Origin of the sequence: Roseibium sp., from assembly GCF_965232425.1 — a bacterium.
Classification (GTDB): domain Bacteria; phylum Pseudomonadota; class Alphaproteobacteria; order Rhizobiales; family Stappiaceae; genus Roseibium.
Genome location: NZ_OZ246971.1, coordinates 4,259,774 through 4,274,255 on the forward strand (window position 1 = coordinate 4,259,774; position 14,482 = coordinate 4,274,255).

At 58.4% G+C, this 14,482-nt stretch carries 12 protein-coding genes; 9 read left to right on the top strand and 3 right to left on the bottom strand.

Annotated features, from left to right (window positions below; translation table 11 throughout):
- Positions 1-108 precede the first annotated feature (108 nt).
- A complete protein-coding gene (locus ACO08A_RS19390; RefSeq protein WP_422037592.1) occupies positions 109-1,056 on the bottom strand; it encodes a GlxA family transcriptional regulator in 948 nt (315 codons plus the stop codon).
- Positions 1,057-1,133: 77 nt separating this feature from the next.
- Here ACO08A_RS19390 and ACO08A_RS19395 point away from each other — a divergent pair, with 77 nt between their 5' ends.
- The 7 genes from ACO08A_RS19395 (at position 1,134) to ACO08A_RS19425 (ending at position 10,111) form a co-directional block, all read left to right on the top strand.
- Entirely contained in the window at positions 1,134-2,294 is a 1,161-nt protein-coding gene (locus ACO08A_RS19395; protein ID WP_422037593.1) for an acyl-CoA dehydrogenase family protein, read from the top strand.
- A gap of 3 nt (positions 2,295-2,297) precedes the next feature.
- Positions 2,298-4,334, top strand: coding sequence for an acetate--CoA ligase family protein (locus ACO08A_RS19400; protein ID WP_422037594.1), 2,037 nt, complete (start codon positions 2,298-2,300; stop codon positions 4,332-4,334).
- On the top strand, positions 4,327-5,109 hold the full coding sequence (locus ACO08A_RS19405) for a carnitinyl-CoA dehydratase (protein WP_422037595.1): 783 nt from the start codon (positions 4,327-4,329) through the stop codon (positions 5,107-5,109). The genes ACO08A_RS19400 and ACO08A_RS19405 overlap by 8 nt, the downstream gene beginning before the upstream one ends.
- A gap of 10 nt (positions 5,110-5,119) precedes the next feature.
- Positions 5,120-6,031, top strand: a complete 912-nt coding sequence (locus ACO08A_RS19410; RefSeq protein ID WP_421984147.1) for a 3-keto-5-aminohexanoate cleavage protein — start codon at positions 5,120-5,122, stop codon at positions 6,029-6,031.
- Positions 6,028-7,446: a carnitine 3-dehydrogenase gene (locus ACO08A_RS19415; RefSeq protein ID WP_422037596.1), complete on the top strand. Its 1,419-nt coding sequence runs from the start codon at positions 6,028-6,030 to the stop codon at positions 7,444-7,446. Before ACO08A_RS19410 ends, ACO08A_RS19415 begins: the two co-directional genes overlap by 4 nt.
- Before the next feature lie 173 nt (positions 7,447-7,619).
- Positions 7,620-8,216: an FMN-dependent NADH-azoreductase gene (locus ACO08A_RS19420; protein ID WP_422037597.1), complete on the top strand. Its 597-nt coding sequence runs from the start codon at positions 7,620-7,622 to the stop codon at positions 8,214-8,216.
- A gap of 749 nt (positions 8,217-8,965) precedes the next feature.
- Positions 8,966-10,111 (top strand): DUF2336 domain-containing protein, encoded by a 1,146-nt coding sequence (locus tag ACO08A_RS19425; RefSeq protein ID WP_422037598.1) that lies wholly within the window; start codon positions 8,966-8,968, stop codon positions 10,109-10,111.
- 12 nt (positions 10,112-10,123) lie between these two features.
- Here ACO08A_RS19425 and ACO08A_RS19430 read toward each other — a convergent pair whose 3' ends face one another.
- On the bottom strand, positions 10,124-10,750 hold the full coding sequence (locus ACO08A_RS19430; protein WP_422037599.1) for a LysE family translocator: 627 nt from the start codon (positions 10,748-10,750) through the stop codon (positions 10,124-10,126).
- Between the two features lie 88 nt (positions 10,751-10,838).
- On the opposite strand from ACO08A_RS19430, the gene ACO08A_RS19435 reads away from it, so the two are divergent.
- Positions 10,839-11,600: an extensin family protein gene (locus ACO08A_RS19435; RefSeq protein WP_422037600.1), complete on the top strand. Its 762-nt coding sequence runs from the start codon at positions 10,839-10,841 to the stop codon at positions 11,598-11,600.
- A gap of 247 nt (positions 11,601-11,847) precedes the next feature.
- On the opposite strand, the gene ACO08A_RS19440 is transcribed toward ACO08A_RS19435, so the two are convergent.
- A complete protein-coding gene (locus ACO08A_RS19440; RefSeq protein WP_422037601.1) occupies positions 11,848-11,970 on the bottom strand; it encodes a BA14K family protein in 123 nt (40 codons plus the stop codon).
- An 869-nt stretch (positions 11,971-12,839) separates the two neighbouring features.
- Here ACO08A_RS19440 and ACO08A_RS19445 point away from each other — a divergent pair.
- Complete coding sequence (locus ACO08A_RS19445) at positions 12,840-14,474, top strand: recombinase family protein (protein ID WP_422037602.1); 1,635 nt, start codon at positions 12,840-12,842, stop codon at positions 14,472-14,474.
- Positions 14,475-14,482: the final 8 nt, after the last annotated feature.

The following is a 14,482-nucleotide window of genomic DNA, read 5'->3' on the forward strand; positions in this document are numbered from 1 at the left end:
AGGCATCGGGTATCGTCACGCCCATTTTGTCAAGATGCGCTCCCGGACATTCCGCCTTAGAAGCGGTGCGCGTTCGACCCTCTCCGAGGCTTGGCGCAACGCGGTTGTTCAAGATGTGCGCCGGTAATGCCCAGGCGGATGCCCGAATTCCTGACGAAAGGCCCTTATCATCGCGCTCGTGTTCCGGTAGCCGCACCGTTCGGAAATTTCCGCTATGCTCAACCGGGTCAACTCCACTTGCCGGCGCGCCTCGCGCAAACGAATTCCCCTGTATACGGAAAGTGGTGTGGTCTTCATTTCGTCGCGAAACCGCTTTTCCAGGGACCTCTGGTCGGAGCGGAGCTGTCTTGCCAGTTCGGGGATGGTCAAAGGCTGTTCCAGATTTCGGCGCATGAGTGCCGTCGCGCTGCGAACAAGCGCATCGGCCGACCAGCGTTGCAGCGGGTCCCGCATGTCCAGTTTGTCTCCGTGCATGAACAGCGCCGCAATTTCCAGCGCGAACATCGGACTGTGTTCCCGGCGTATCAGTTCCAGGGTGAGTTCAAACGTGGTCGAAGCGCCGCCGCATGTTGCGAGACCGCCATCAATGACAAACCTGTCCTCCACCGCCATGACATCGGGAAACGCTTCCATGAAGCTTGTGTATTCATCCCAGTGGATCGTTGCCTTGCGGCCATCCAGCAGTCCGGCCTTTGCCAGGAGCCATGCGCCTGTGTCCATCCCGGCAACCGTAGCATAGCGCCGGTGTGCGGCGCGCAGTAACTGGCTCGTCTTCGGGTTTGACAAGTCGCCATAGCCGTAGCTCGGCATGATGAAAAGGTAGTCGCCGCGCTGGTCCGCACCGGCCAACGGCCTGGTCTCGACCGGTAAGCCGCTGGACGAGGTTACCTTTCCGCCCGGCAGGCTGAAATGCTCCCAGACATAGAGTTTTTGACGCGCGATCGTGTTGGCGGCGCGAAAGGGCTCGATTGCGTTCGCCAGACAGTGGTTTGAGAAATTGTCGAACAGCAGAACATGGATCGACCGGCACTGGGACAATTTGTTTGAACTCTGCATAGTTTTCTACCAAAACTGCATATCAAGTTTTCGCCTGTTGTCTCACCTTTCATCACGGGTGACAACAGGAGGACGAGATGCATTTTGGTTTGAGCGACGAGCAGAACATGATCGTTTCGACGGTGCGCTCCTTCGTCGAAAATCAAATCTATCCTCATGAAACGCTTGTCGAAAAGACCGGGCAGGTTCCGTTGGAACTCGGCGAGGAGATCAAGCGCAAGTGCCTCGATCTTGGGTTCTATGCCTGCAATTTTCCCGAGGAAGTCGGCGGTGCCGGTTTGAGCCATCTGGACTTTACGCTTGTGGAGCGGGAACTCGGCCGTGGTTCCATGGCGCTGACGCATTTTTTCGGGCGGCCGCAGAACATTCTGATGGCCTGTACGGGCGAGCAGCGGGAGCGTTACCTGCTGCCGGCTGTGCGCGGCGAGAAGATGGATGCCCTGGCGATGACGGAACCGGATGCCGGCTCCGATGTCAGAGGCATGAAGTGTCAGGCGGTCCGGGACGGCGGCGACTGGGTGGTGTCCGGGTCGAAGCACTTCATTTCCGGTGCCGAACATGCGGATTTCTTCATCGTATTTGTCGCGACCGGTGTCGATGAAACGCCGAAGGGGCCGAAAAAGCGGATCACCTGTTTCCTTGTCGATCGCGGTACGCCCGGTTTTGAAGTACGGGAAGGCTACAATTCCGTCAGTCACCGGGGCTACAAGAACTACATTCTCTATTTCGACGGGTGCCGGCTTCCCGATGCACAGGTTCTCGGAGAAGTGGACGGCGGCTTTGCCGTGATGAATGAATGGCTCTACGCGACCCGGCTGACGGTTGCGGCGATGAGCGTCGGACGCGCGCGCCGCTGCTTCGATCATGCACTTTCCTATGCGGCGGAGCGAGAACAATTCGGCCAGGCCATCGCGAAGTTCCAGGGCGTGAGTTTTCAGATTGCGGACATGATCACCGAAATCGATGCGGCTGACTGGCTCACGCTTGCCGGTGCGTGGCGGCTCGATCAGCACTTGCCTGCCAACAGGGAAATTGCCAGCGCCAAGCTCTATGCCACGGAAATGCTTGCAAGGGTCACGGACGCGACCTTGCAGATCCATGGCGGCATGGGCCTGATGGATGACTTTCCGATCGAACGCTTCTGGCGCGACGCACGCGTGGAACGGATCTGGGACGGTACCAGTGAAATCCAGCGCCACATCATCAGCCGCGATCTCTTCAGACCGCTCGGAGCCTAAGCGATGCAGGGCCTCGAGAAGCTTTTGCGCCCCAAGACCGTCGCTGTTATCGGCGGCGGGTTCTGGTGCACGAACGTCGTGGCCGAATGCCGGAAGCTCGGGTTTGACGGCCAGGTTTGTGTTGTACACCCGACCAGGGCGGAGATCGCCGGATGCCCGGCCGTGCAATCGATCGAGGAGTTGCCATTTGTTCCGGATGCAGCTTTCGTAGGTGTTAACCGGCACACGACGGTCGGGGTCGTTCAATCCCTGTCGAGGATGGGGGCAGGCGGGGCAGTCTGCTTCGCGTCCGGATTTCGCGAAGCAGCTGCCGAACTAGCTGACGGTGAAACACTGCAGGATGCCCTGATCGCGGCTGCCGGTGACATGCCGATCCTGGGACCGAACTGCTACGGGTTCATCAATGCGCTGGACGGGGCAGCGCTCTGGCCGGACCAACACGGATTGCGGCCAGCAGAAAACGGCGTTGCGATACTGACACAGTCGTCCAACATCGCGCTGAACCTCACGATGCAAGCACGCGGGCTCCCGGTCGCTTATCTTGTTACTGCGGGAAACCAGGCGCAACGCGGGCTATCCGCAGTGGCAGATGCCTTGCTTGACGACGAGCGGGTGACCGCCATCGGTTTGCATATCGAGGGCCTTGATGACCTGTCCGAATTCGTGCGGTTTGCGCGCCGGGCGCACGAAGCCGGCAAACCTGTTGTTGTTTTGAAGATCGGCCGTTCGGAGCAGGCGCGCGCTGCGACCATTTCACATACGGCGTCGCTTGCCGGCAGCGCTGCCGGAGCAAGTGCCTTGCTTGCGAAGCTCGGGATCGCCGAGGTTAAAAGTCTTTCCGTTTTCCTGGAAACGCTCAAGCTGGTCCAAGCAGTTGGGCCGCTTTCAGGCAACAAGATTGTTTCGATGTCCTGCTCCGGCGGAGAGGCGAGCCTGATCGCCGATTCAGCCCTCGATCTGCCTGTCGCCTTTCCGGCGCTCAGTTCCTCCCAAAAAGACGAATTGCAGGGTTTGCTCGGCCCCAAAGTCGCCCTGGCGAACCCCTTGGACTACCACACTTACATCTGGGGCGACACGGAGGCGATGAGCTCCGTGTTCGCCGCGATGCTTGATGGGGAGGCGTCCTTCGGTATCGTTGTTCTCGACTTTCCGCGTGGCGACAGATGCTCGGCCGACGAATGGCTCAAGGTCATAGATGCGGTGGAAGTGGCAAAAACCAGAAGCGGCAAACCCATGGGAATACTCAGCTCCCTGCCTGAGACGATGCCGGAAGATACTGCGGCTGATCTGCTGGCGCGCGGGATCGTTCCGATGATCGGCATGGACGACGGGCTCGCGGCTCTGGCGGCTGTCGCGACAGCAGGCCGCACCCGAAGGGCAGGCGCGGTGCACATTCCCGCCGTGCCGGCACTGTCGGTCGAGTTCGGCGAGGACAGGTCCAAGGGAATTCTTCAAAAGCACGGCGTGCGCGTGCCTGAGAGTGGTTTGGCAAACAGTCCGGAAGACGCGGTCGCGGTGGCCGAGAAGATCGGGTTCCCGGTTGTTCTGAAAGGAACCGGCGTTGCGCACAAGACCGAAGCCGGTGCCGTTGCACTTCGGCTGACTTGCGCAACAGAGGTTCTGGGGGCAGGCGCTAAAATGACGTCTGATACGTTTCTTGTTGAGGAAATGGTCAGTGATGTTGTTGCAGAGATGCTTGTCGGTGTTGTTCGGGACGAGGCCCACGGGCATGTTTTGACACTTGCCGCGGGCGGCGTCCTGACGGAGCTTCTTCAGGACTCGGTTTCCCTCGTGATGCCGGTCTCCCGGCAAGAGGTGGATGATGCGTTGGGCACTCTCAGGATCGCACGTCTCCTTGACGGTTATCGTGGCAAGCCGGCGTGTGATCGCGAGGCAATCGTCGACGCCGTGATGGCAGTGCAATCCTTTGTCCTGTCGGGGCCGGTCGATGAGGTGGAAATCAATCCGCTGCTTTGCGGCGAAAACTTTGCAATCGCGGCAGATGCGCTGATCAGAGGTGAGGAAATGAGCAATGGATAGCCCGCTGAAAATCCGAAAGGAAGACCAGATCCTCGAGGTTGTCCTCGACCGGCCCAAGGCCAATGCGATCGATCTCAAGACGAGCCGGCTGATGGGGGACGTCTTCACGGATTTTCGTGACGATCCGGACTTGCGCGTCGCAATCATCACCGGAGCCGGGGAAAAGTTCTTCTGCCCCGGCTGGGACCTGAAGGCGGCCGCTGACGGTGACGCGGTCGACGGTGACTACGGAAAAGGCGGGTTCGGTGGCCTGCAGGAATTGCGCGGCCTCAACAAACCCGTCATTGCGGCGGTCAACGGCATCTGCTGTGGTGGCGGACTGGAACTGGCATTGTCGGCGGATATCATCCTTGCAGCGGATCATGCGGAGTTCGCGTTGCCGGAAATCCGTTCCGGGACTGTGGCCGATGCTGCCAGCATCAAGCTGCCAAAACGCATCCCCTACCATATCGCGATGGAAATGCTGCTGACCGGGCGCTGGATCGATACGCAGGAAGCGGCGCGCTGGGGGATGATCAATCATGTTCATCCCGCCGGTCAGCTCATGCAGGAGGCGTGGACACTTGCCAGGTTGCTGGCGTCGGGACCGCCGCTGGTCTATGCCGCGATCAAGGAAGTTGTCAGGGAAGCGGAGGCGCTGACCTTCCAGGATGCCATGAATCGCATCACCAAGAGCCAGTTCGAAACCGTCGAGACGCTCTATCGTTCCGAAGACCAGCTTGAAGGTGCCAGGGCCTTTGCAGAAAAACGAGATCCGGTCTGGAAGGGCCGCTAGGAGACGAACAATGCCGCTACAAATGAACCGGAATGTTTTCATCACCTGTGCCGTTACCGGCTCCGGGTCGACACAGGACAAGTCACCGCACGTTCCGCGCAGCCCAAAGGAGATTGCCGACAGTGCGATCGATGCGGCAAGGGCGGGTGCCGCGGTCGTTCATTGCCATGTCCGGGATCCGGAAACCGGAGCACCTTCGAGGCGCCTGGAGCTTTACAGGGAGGTGACGGACCGCATCCGGGCGGCGGACGTGGACGTTGTGCTAAACCTGACCGCCGGTATGGGCGGGGATATCGTTTTCGGATCAACCGAAGCGCCTCTTCCGGTCAACGCAGCCGGAACCGACATGATCGGCGCGACCGAGCGCATGGCTCATATTGCCGAGTGTCTCCCGGAAATCTGTACGCTCGATTGCGGGACCATGAATTTCGCTGAGGCGGACTATGTCATGACCAACACGCCCGGCATGTTGAGGGCGATGGGATCCATGATGACCGAACTCGGTGTCAAACCGGAAATCGAGGCGTTCGACACCGGGCATCTGTGGTTCGCCAAACAGCTGGTCAGCGAAGGCACCCTTGCATCCCCCGCGCTTGTTCAATTGTGCATGGGCGTTCCCTGGGGTGCGCCGAACGACCTGAACACCCTCATGGCGATGGTGAATGCCATTCCGTCCGACTGGGCCTGGTCCGCCTTCAGCCTGGGCCGGGATCAGATGCCATACGCTGCTGCTGCCGTTTTGGCCGGCGGGAACGTTCGTGTCGGTCTGGAAGACAATCTTTTCCTGGAAAAGGGCGTTCTTGCGACCAACGCGCAACTGGTCGAAAAGTCCGTGAAGATCATCGAAGGAATGGGAGCGAAGATCATGGGACCTGAGGAGGTTCGTTCCCTTCTCGGGCTGACGAAGAGGGCTCCAAGATGAAGGCCTGCATTGTCGGCGGCGGCGTGATCGGTGGCGGCTGGGCGGCCCGATTTCTGTTGAACGGCTGGGACGTTGCGGTCTACGACCCCGACCCCGAGGCCGAGCGCAAGATAAACGAGGTTCTGGGCAACGCGCGCAGAAGCCTTCCGTCTCTCTACGACTGGTTGCTGCCACCGGAAGGGAAGCTGACATTTCAAGATAGCCTTGCCGGCGCCGTCGAGAATGTCGACTGGATACAGGAAAGCATCCCGGAGCGGCTTGAGCTCAAGCACAAGGTGCTTGGTGAGATTGGCGACCTGGCGCCGGAAAGCGCCATCATCGGTTCATCGACCTCCGGTTTCAAGCCTTCGGAACTTAACAGCGCGGGTGCGCGCGCGATCGTCGCCCACCCCTTCAACCCGGTCTACCTGCTTCCGCTCGTGGAACTGGTGGGCGATGGCGGGACAACAGCCAAGGCTGCCGGCATCTTGCGCGATCTGGGCATGTTTCCGCTTGTCCTGCGCAAGGAGATAGATGCGCATATCGCCGACCGGTTGCTGGAGGCGGTCTGGCGCGAGAGCCTCTGGCTCGTCAAGGACGGTGTTGCGACCACCGAGGAAATCGATGAAGCCATTCGCATGGCCTTCGGCATCCGTTGGGCTCAAATGGGCATGTTCGAGACATACAGGATTGCCGGCGGCGAGGCGGGCATGAAGCACTTCATGGCCCAGTTCGGCCCCGCATTGGAATGGCCCTGGACAAAGCTGATGGATGTTCCCGAATTTACGGAGGAACTGGTGGATCTCATTGCCGGGCAATCCGATGCCCAGTCAGGTCACATGAGCATTCGCGAACTTGAACGCAAGCGCGACGATAATCTTGTCGGGATGATGCGTGCCCTGAAGAAGACGGGCAGCGGAGCCGGTGGTGTGATCAACCGGCATGAAGCCTCGTTGTCCGCTCATGTAGACCCGGTCTTGCCGGTCACCGGCAGCAGGCACATTCCGCAAAGCTGGGTGGATTACAACGGCCACATGAACGAGACCCACTACCTTGAAGCGGGTGCGGCCGCCACGGACCGGTTCATGGAGATGATCGGCGCCGATGCAGACTACATCGCGTCCGGACGCAGCTATTTCACCGTGGAAACGCATATTCGCCACCTCGACGAGATGCTGGCTGGCGAGCGTCTCATCGTGACGACGCAAGTGTTGCAGGGCGAGGGCAAGAAGCTGCATCTGTTCCACTTCCTGAGGAAGTCGGACGGCACGCTGGTCGCGACCGTCGAAACGTTCCTGCTTCACGTCGACCTCAAAACGCGGGGAAGCTCCCTGCCGGGCGACCAGGTTGCCGAAAAGCTGGGGCAATATGCCGAGACACACGCGCGGATGGAGATGCCGGAAGGCGCGCAACGGTATGTCGCGCAACGCGGCTAGGTGCCGACCGGCCCAGGCGACGCCTACCGTCCCGACATGGGGTTCCGTAAATCGCAAGCGATCACGGAAAACAGACTGTTCACCAAAATGGGCCTAGTTATACGTTTTTCCTCTTATTATCTCCTGATCGGGAACAAACCGCTTGGTCTGTCTTGAACAGGAGAACGAACGTGATGAACGACGCCAACACCATTCTTCATATCGACGCTTCCGCCCGCAAAACCAACTCGGTGACACGGGAACTGACCAGTGCTCTGGTCGCCCGCCTGACCGAAAAAAACCCGAACGCCACGGTTCTCGCCCGCGACGTTTCCACGGGGCTGCCGTTCCTCGATGAGGAATGGGTCGGGGCGAATTTCACCGATCCATCCCAGAGAAATGCGGAACAACAGGCGAAGCTGTCCTTTTCCGATACCCTTGTCGATGAACTGAAATCCGCCGACACGATTGTCATCGGAACGCCCATCTACAATTTTTCGGTTCCGGCGGCGCTCAAAGCCTGGATTGACCAGATTGCGCGCGCACGCGAAACCTTCAAGTACACGGAGAACGGTCCTGTCGGTCTGCTTGAGGGCAAGAAGGCCTATGTGCTTGTTGCATCCGGAGGAACAAAGGTGGGCTCCGAGATCGACTTCGCGGTCACGTATCTGAAGCACGTGCTTGGTTTCGTCGGAATCAAGGATGTCACGATCATAGCCGCAGACCAGTTGATGGCGGATCCGTCCAAGAGAGAGGACGCCCTGGCGCAAACGCTCGCACTTGCAGCGTGACCCAGCCCCGACAGAGGGGCATGTGGACAAAATGCCGCGATGCCGTCTCATTCAATGAGATTTCTGCACTCATTAATTGCAGGTGAAGGCGTTTCGCTAAAATGTTCACGCCAATCGGTTACTCCGTCGCGTCGGACTTGATGCCCGACGCGAACGTCGAAATTGACAAGCGAACACCGACAGTCGACGCCGGCCGACACCTTCTGGTGCGGCGGGCTCGAATGTCAGTTACTGTCAAAATTGTCTATCAACACATTTCCGAGTTTCGCTCTAAGGCGTTGTTTTTACTCGTTTCCTGCTGCCGGATCAAATGATCCCGACAACAATTGCAGCTAGAAAAACAAATGCTGCTACAAAGGCAATCCTGTTCAGGTTCCGCGCTAGAGTCATCTGTCCGCTCCCGATTACCTCACGTTGACCCGATAATCTTAGGCGAGTGAATCGACGAAACGAAGCAAAAAAGATGCTGCATTGCGGCGGAGGCTTCACACCAATAGATTGTGTTTTTGGCCAATCCTCTCCTTAACGCCTTGATAACGAACGACTAGATGTCAAAAAAATGAGACATTGTTTGCTTGTGAGCGTCAGATCTTTTTTGATTTCGCCAATCGCCTTGACAGCCTGTTATCGATATCAACTCCGGTGCAGGCGTTGGCAAACCCTGTTCGGCACGAGGATGAACCAGTAGCGTCCTGTTAAGAAGCTTCTGCTATGGTCCGTAAAGGCGTGTCGTGCGCTTCGGAGAAGCAATGATCAATCTGTCGAAACTTGCGGAGCTGGCAAAGGATTCCAGTGCCACCGGGCGCAAAGGCCTCATCGGTGCGCTGACGGACATGTTTGTCGGCGCCGGCAAGGACCGGGACGAGCAGATCAGCCTCCTCTTCGGCGACATCGTCCTGAAGGTTCTCGGGCAGCTTGAAGAAGAAACCCGCATGATCCTTGCCAAAAGGGTGTGTCATGAGAACGACGCGCCTAATGAGTTGATGGTGAAACTGGCCAATGACTCCATTTCCGTCGCCGCACCGGTCCTTGAAAACAGTCCGGCGCTGACCAGCGAGGACCTTGTCGATATCGCGTCAAACGCGTCGATGGCGCACCTGGGTGCGATCGCCGGCAGGAAGACCGTCGACAAGGCTGTCACCACGGTGCTCGTCGATCGCGGTGACAGCAGGGTCCTGAAGCGGGTTGCCGAGAACGAAGGCGCGGAATTTGCTGAATCATCCTTCCTGAAACTTGTCGAAAAAGCCCGCTCCGACGAGTCCATTCAATCTGCGCTGGTCAATCGTCCGGACTTGCCTGAGGAAGCCGCGCATGCCCTGCTGCCGTTCCTCACGGATGCATTGAAGGAGCGGATCACCGCACTCGGTGCCGACAACACGCTGGTGAACCTTCTGGCGCAGCGGGCCGCAACGGAGGTGGCCGCACGCGCCCACAAGCTGGACGACGCGCGCGAAGAATCAAATGCCCTCATCAACGACGTCCTGGGCAACAAGACCCGGATCGACGATGCGGTGACGTCCTTCGCCCGCGCGGACAGGACGGCCGAATTGGGAATGCTGCTGGCCAGGGTCAGCGATTTGCCGCCGGCAGCGGTTTCGCAACTGCTGTTCAGTGCGAGCGACAAGCCGCTCATCATCCTGTGCAGGGCCAACGGCGTCACGGCCGAGGCCTACAAGGATATCCTGACCATGCGCGCGCGCCGGCTGCGCATCGGTGGTCTTGAATTGAACGCGGCAATCCAGCGCTACGCCGCGCTCAGCGAGGAAGGCGCCAAGCGCTCCCTGGAAACGCTGAAGAAGTCCGGGGCCTCGTTCGGCCTGAAGACCGAAGAAGCGGCAAGAAAACGGCCCAAGCCGAAGGTCAAGCGCGCAACGGCGTTTGCGTCCAGCCGCTAGAGCGATTCACCCCTAACCGGTCGATCTTTGCAGTGTCGCCGTCATGGCCGCTGCCGATATCAGAAACCCGCCGCCGATCCTGTTGACCAGGCGCAGCAGGGACGGGCTCCTGAGCTTCTGACCGATCGCCGCCGCAGCGAACGCATAGACAGCCGCGTTCAGGATACCCAGCACGACAAATGTCGTTCCAAGCAGAAAAAGCTGCGGCGCCACGGACGCCTGCGGTGCGATGAAGTGCGGCAGAAACGCCATGAAGAAAACGATGCCCTTCGGGTTCAGGGATGTCACGACATAGGCATGCCAGAAGATCTTTCGTGCGGAAATATGTTCCATCTGCTGCACGTTCTGAACGGCGGGGCGGCTGCGCCACATCTTGATCCCAAGCCAGACCAGATAGGCGGCGCCGACCCATTTGAGAACCGAGAACGCCGTCGCGGAGGCCGCCAGGATAGCTCCAAGACCCAGCAGGGACACCGCCGCGGCGGTCGCATCGCCGAGCCCGACCCCGAGAACACTTGCAAAGGCCGAGCGTCGCCCCTGGGTCAGTGCGTAGCTGACCACGAGCATGATCGTTGGTCCGGGGATCGCGAGGACGATGAGGGTTGCCACCACATAGGCGGAAAAGAGTTCAAGTGTCATGCGGGTGTCTCGACATTCGAAAGGCGCTGAGGGATGCTGACCGGCAGTCAGCCACATTTGAATCATGCCTGCAAGTCAAGAGGGGCGAATGCACAAGAGACTGCGCTTCGGGTTTTCGGCAACTGTCTTTTTGATCTTCTCTTTGGTTCTTGCGTTCGCCGCCGAACCCGTCCCGGCACCCAAGCCGCTTGCAGAAACAAGCAAGACTGAGCCCGGGAACGCGATCGCCTCGCCCATGCCGAAGCCGAAGCCCGTACAGCCCCCTGAGGCGGTCAGCCCGCACGTGAAAGACGCTGCGGCCTGCGACTTGCCGGGCATGGACTTCGAGAGCCTTCCCCCGGTTCGCGGCGAGTTCTCCGGGGACGCCGGCTGCGGCATCGAAAGCCCGGTGAGGCTGACGAGCATCCAGCGCGAAGGTGCGCAGGTGGCGCTTAAAGGGGCGGTAACGGTGTCCTGCGCATTTGCGCAGACCTTCTCCGAATGGCTTCAGAGCGACGTGCTGCCGGCAGCCGAAAAGCATTTCGATGGCGGTATCAAGTCGATCGCCACGGGACCGGGCTATCAATGCCGCCGGCGCAACAACCAGCCGGACGGCAAACTGTCCGAGCATGCGCTGGGCAAGGCGGTTGATATCTCCGGCTTTGCGATGAAGGAGGGGGCCTCCGTTTCAGTGGAGACGGACTGGGGCAAGGACACGCCGGCAGGCCGCTTTCTGACCGACATCCAGAAGAGTGCCTGCGCGCGGTTCACGACCGTGCTCAGTCCGGAAGGCGATGAATTCCACAAGTCCCACCTGCATGTCGACATCGGCTGCCACGGCAAGACCTGCACCTATCTGATCTGTCAGTGAGTGGTGTTTTTAATAGGGCGGCCACAGTGCCCATCTCGGGTCCGCGCGGATTGTCATCCGAACGAACCCTGTGTGGTATCAGAGGCTTGGGCACTGTGACCAAACGGTTGACCTGTTGTGAGGGCCTGACGAACGTGCAGGAAGCACTCGCGGTCAAAGAAATCTTCAAAAAAAAGCGGCAGCAGGCGGAGGTCAGTTCGGCTGACGGGGTGCCTGCTGCCGGAAGGTGCGGGGCGAACTCGGAAAGTTACTGGCAGAAACGCTGCTCGCCCCGATAGGTGGTGTAGGTGCCGGTCGAGGGATTGAACGACCGGAATTTCGAGGAGCAATACTGGTACCAGGCCGGGCTCCAAGAATGTTCAGTTGACATAAGTTTACGGTGAGAGCGGCGTCTGTATGTAGTGGTATTGGAGAGGAGGGGCTCTATGTGTTGTGGGCGCGATCTGTGTCGTGTGTTTGCTTCTTCTTCCGTGTCCCAATTTGAGACAGACACTCTCCGATATCGCACTGCAAGTCTCTGCCAGTCACTTCAAGCCGCTTCAAGACACTCGCAGTCACCTACATCGTCGCTCGGCTTGGCGAAGACACCAGCCGTTCACCCGAGCCGAGGCTGACACTCATTCCTGTAAGTGCACTCATAGACACCGACAGTGAGCAGACAGGGTTCGAGAGAGCGTGACAGTGTCCAGTAAGACGCGAGGTCAACAGACCGAGCATCATCCTCAATCAATATCCATCCCTATCATAAGTCCAATGCACAGGACTGTCCGCGATCCGGATCTTACGTATCGCTTCCAGAGTTCCAGACACTTGAACAAGTGATGGACGCAGATCGACTCCGAAGCTGGACACTTCGTGCTGAGACAAAATGAGATTGGATGTTGTTGTCTCTCTTATGGTCGTTTCCAAAAGTCCATGACGCTCGCCTTCCGTTTGGGGGACGGAAGACGGCTACGGTATGGGGAATTGGAAGGGGTCTTAAGTCCACTGTTGGGGCACTCCAAGTACACTCACAGGACCGGTGTCTTTCTCTCTCGTTTTATTTCTCAATGTTTTAAGAGAGACCCTCTGAGCCCTGCAGTTTTCCTAGGGTTTTTTGGGTGTTGTCGCACTCCGACTGCGACAAGCGTTGTCTGACCACCATCTGTCTGGCCTCCAAACGCACTTTCCAACCTTGAATTTTGTTGTCTGTACAGTCATATCTATTACCATTGGTAACATTCATTGGTGAGCCGTTCGATGTTCGACACCTCCATTTTCCACGGTCGCAAGGCCATTTCCTATCAGCGCTGGTCCACGACCAAGCAAGATGGCGGGGACAGCCAAGACCGCCAGGACAGCACAGCTCAGGAGTTCTGTCGTCGCCATAAACTGGAGCTGATCGATACGATCCGTGACCAAGGTGTTTCTGCATTCAAGGGCAGCAACGTGAAGGCGCAGCTCGGCAGGTTGATCGAGTCCTATCAGACAGGGGAAATCTCAAAGGACGTTGTCTTGATTATCGACGACTACTCCCGTCTCACACGCATGGACGCCAGTGACGCGCAGCTGCTGTTCCTCAACCTCATCGTCTCCGGAATTACCCTTGGCATCGCGAAGCACGACACCTTCATCAACAAACAGATTTACGACGCCAACACCACAATCCCTCTGACCACCCTTGTCGGTCTATCGGCGGCGAACCAAGAGAGCCAACAGAAGTCATGGGCGGTTAAGCAGACCTATGTGGCTCGAGCAAAGCGCCTTGCAGCCGGTGAGAAGATCAAGCTTGCATCGTTGCCCTTCTGGATTCACCGGGAGACCTATCAGGTTCTCGAAGAGCACCGACCGACCCTTGAGCGTCTGATTGATCTGATCCGCTCTGGCAACTCCTATTTGAACACCTCCCGCATACTGAACGACGAGGGTGTCTCTCCCCCCAAGGGTAAGATGTGGCGTCAAAGCTCCGTACAATCGATCATGAACAACCCCGCGCTCTACGGTGCCTCCAAGTTCGGTGAAGGTGTGCACGAAGGCATCTTCGAGCCGTTGATGGAAAAGACCCAGTGGCAGCTTGTTCACGAACAGAACAAGGGAAGGCGACGCGCACCCCGGTCGGTGTCCGGTAGCATCCCCAACCTGTTCCCCTCCATGCTTCGATGCGGCAAGTGTGGCGGTCCGATGAGCATCCACGCCACCCAAAGGGACGGGCGGTCCTATCAGTACTTCAGATGCTTCGACAGCAAGGCACTGCCGAGAGAAGAGAGGTGCGGAAACAAGACCATCAAAGTTGAGGCCTTCGAGCTGAGCATGCTGAACAGTCTTGTGGTCGAGCTAGAGAAGGAGCGGGACACCACACCTGTCGTCGACAACCGAGAGCGTGACATCAAGCGTCTCACCAAGGACGTTGAAGAGATTGAAAGGAAACTGGATGTCGCGATGGATCGGGCGGTGTCTGCCGGTTCAGAGGCCCTTCGTGACCGCTATGAGAAGACGATTGAAGAACTAGATGGTCGGTTGCGGGGGCTGAACAAACAGCTGACTGAACTCAAGCTGAGCAAACCCGTCTCTCAGGAGCTCGATGGCGACGATCTCGAGCAAATGTTCTCAACCATGTACGAGGACCGGAAAAACAACCGGCAAGTCCTTCAAGCTCGGTTGTCCCGCATCATCGATAACGTCTACCTGACGCTTGGTTCCTATCAGGACGTCATCGGAGACGTTGGAATGAGCGTGAAGGGCTTCAAGGGTCTTGCAGACGTCACACTGAAGGACGGTTCGAAGTTCGAAGTTGAGCTGAAGAACCTTTCAGGTAACGCAGAGATGGTCGTCGCGGATGGTGGTGAAGAAGTGTCCAAACCGTTCGTCTATGAGCCAAAAGCGGCGACAGACTGAGCTTCAAG

What these genes read in the sequence shown, in the direction of transcription:
- ACO08A_RS19390 (WP_422037592.1), bottom strand. Translation starts at nt 1,056, where the DNA reads ATGCAGAGTTCAAACAAATTGTCCCAGTGCCGGTCGATCCATGTTCTG.
- ACO08A_RS19395 (WP_422037593.1), top strand. Translation starts at nt 1,134, where the DNA reads ATGCATTTTGGTTTGAGCGACGAGCAGAACATGATCGTTTCGACGGTG.
- ACO08A_RS19400 (WP_422037594.1), top strand. Translation starts at nt 2,298, where the DNA reads ATGCAGGGCCTCGAGAAGCTTTTGCGCCCCAAGACCGTCGCTGTTATC.
- ACO08A_RS19405 (WP_422037595.1), top strand. Translation starts at nt 4,327, where the DNA reads ATGGATAGCCCGCTGAAAATCCGAAAGGAAGACCAGATCCTCGAGGTT.
- ACO08A_RS19410 (WP_421984147.1), top strand. Translation starts at nt 5,120, where the DNA reads ATGCCGCTACAAATGAACCGGAATGTTTTCATCACCTGTGCCGTTACC.
- ACO08A_RS19415 (WP_422037596.1), top strand. Translation starts at nt 6,028, where the DNA reads ATGAAGGCCTGCATTGTCGGCGGCGGCGTGATCGGTGGCGGCTGGGCG.
- ACO08A_RS19420 (WP_422037597.1), top strand. Translation starts at nt 7,620, where the DNA reads ATGAACGACGCCAACACCATTCTTCATATCGACGCTTCCGCCCGCAAA.
- ACO08A_RS19425 (WP_422037598.1), top strand. Translation starts at nt 8,966, where the DNA reads ATGATCAATCTGTCGAAACTTGCGGAGCTGGCAAAGGATTCCAGTGCC.
- ACO08A_RS19430 (WP_422037599.1), bottom strand. Translation starts at nt 10,750, where the DNA reads ATGACACTTGAACTCTTTTCCGCCTATGTGGTGGCAACCCTCATCGTC.
- ACO08A_RS19435 (WP_422037600.1), top strand. Translation starts at nt 10,839, where the DNA reads ATGCACAAGAGACTGCGCTTCGGGTTTTCGGCAACTGTCTTTTTGATC.
- ACO08A_RS19440 (WP_422037601.1), bottom strand. Translation starts at nt 11,970, where the DNA reads ATGTCAACTGAACATTCTTGGAGCCCGGCCTGGTACCAGTATTGCTCC.
- ACO08A_RS19445 (WP_422037602.1), top strand. Translation starts at nt 12,840, where the DNA reads ATGTTCGACACCTCCATTTTCCACGGTCGCAAGGCCATTTCCTATCAG.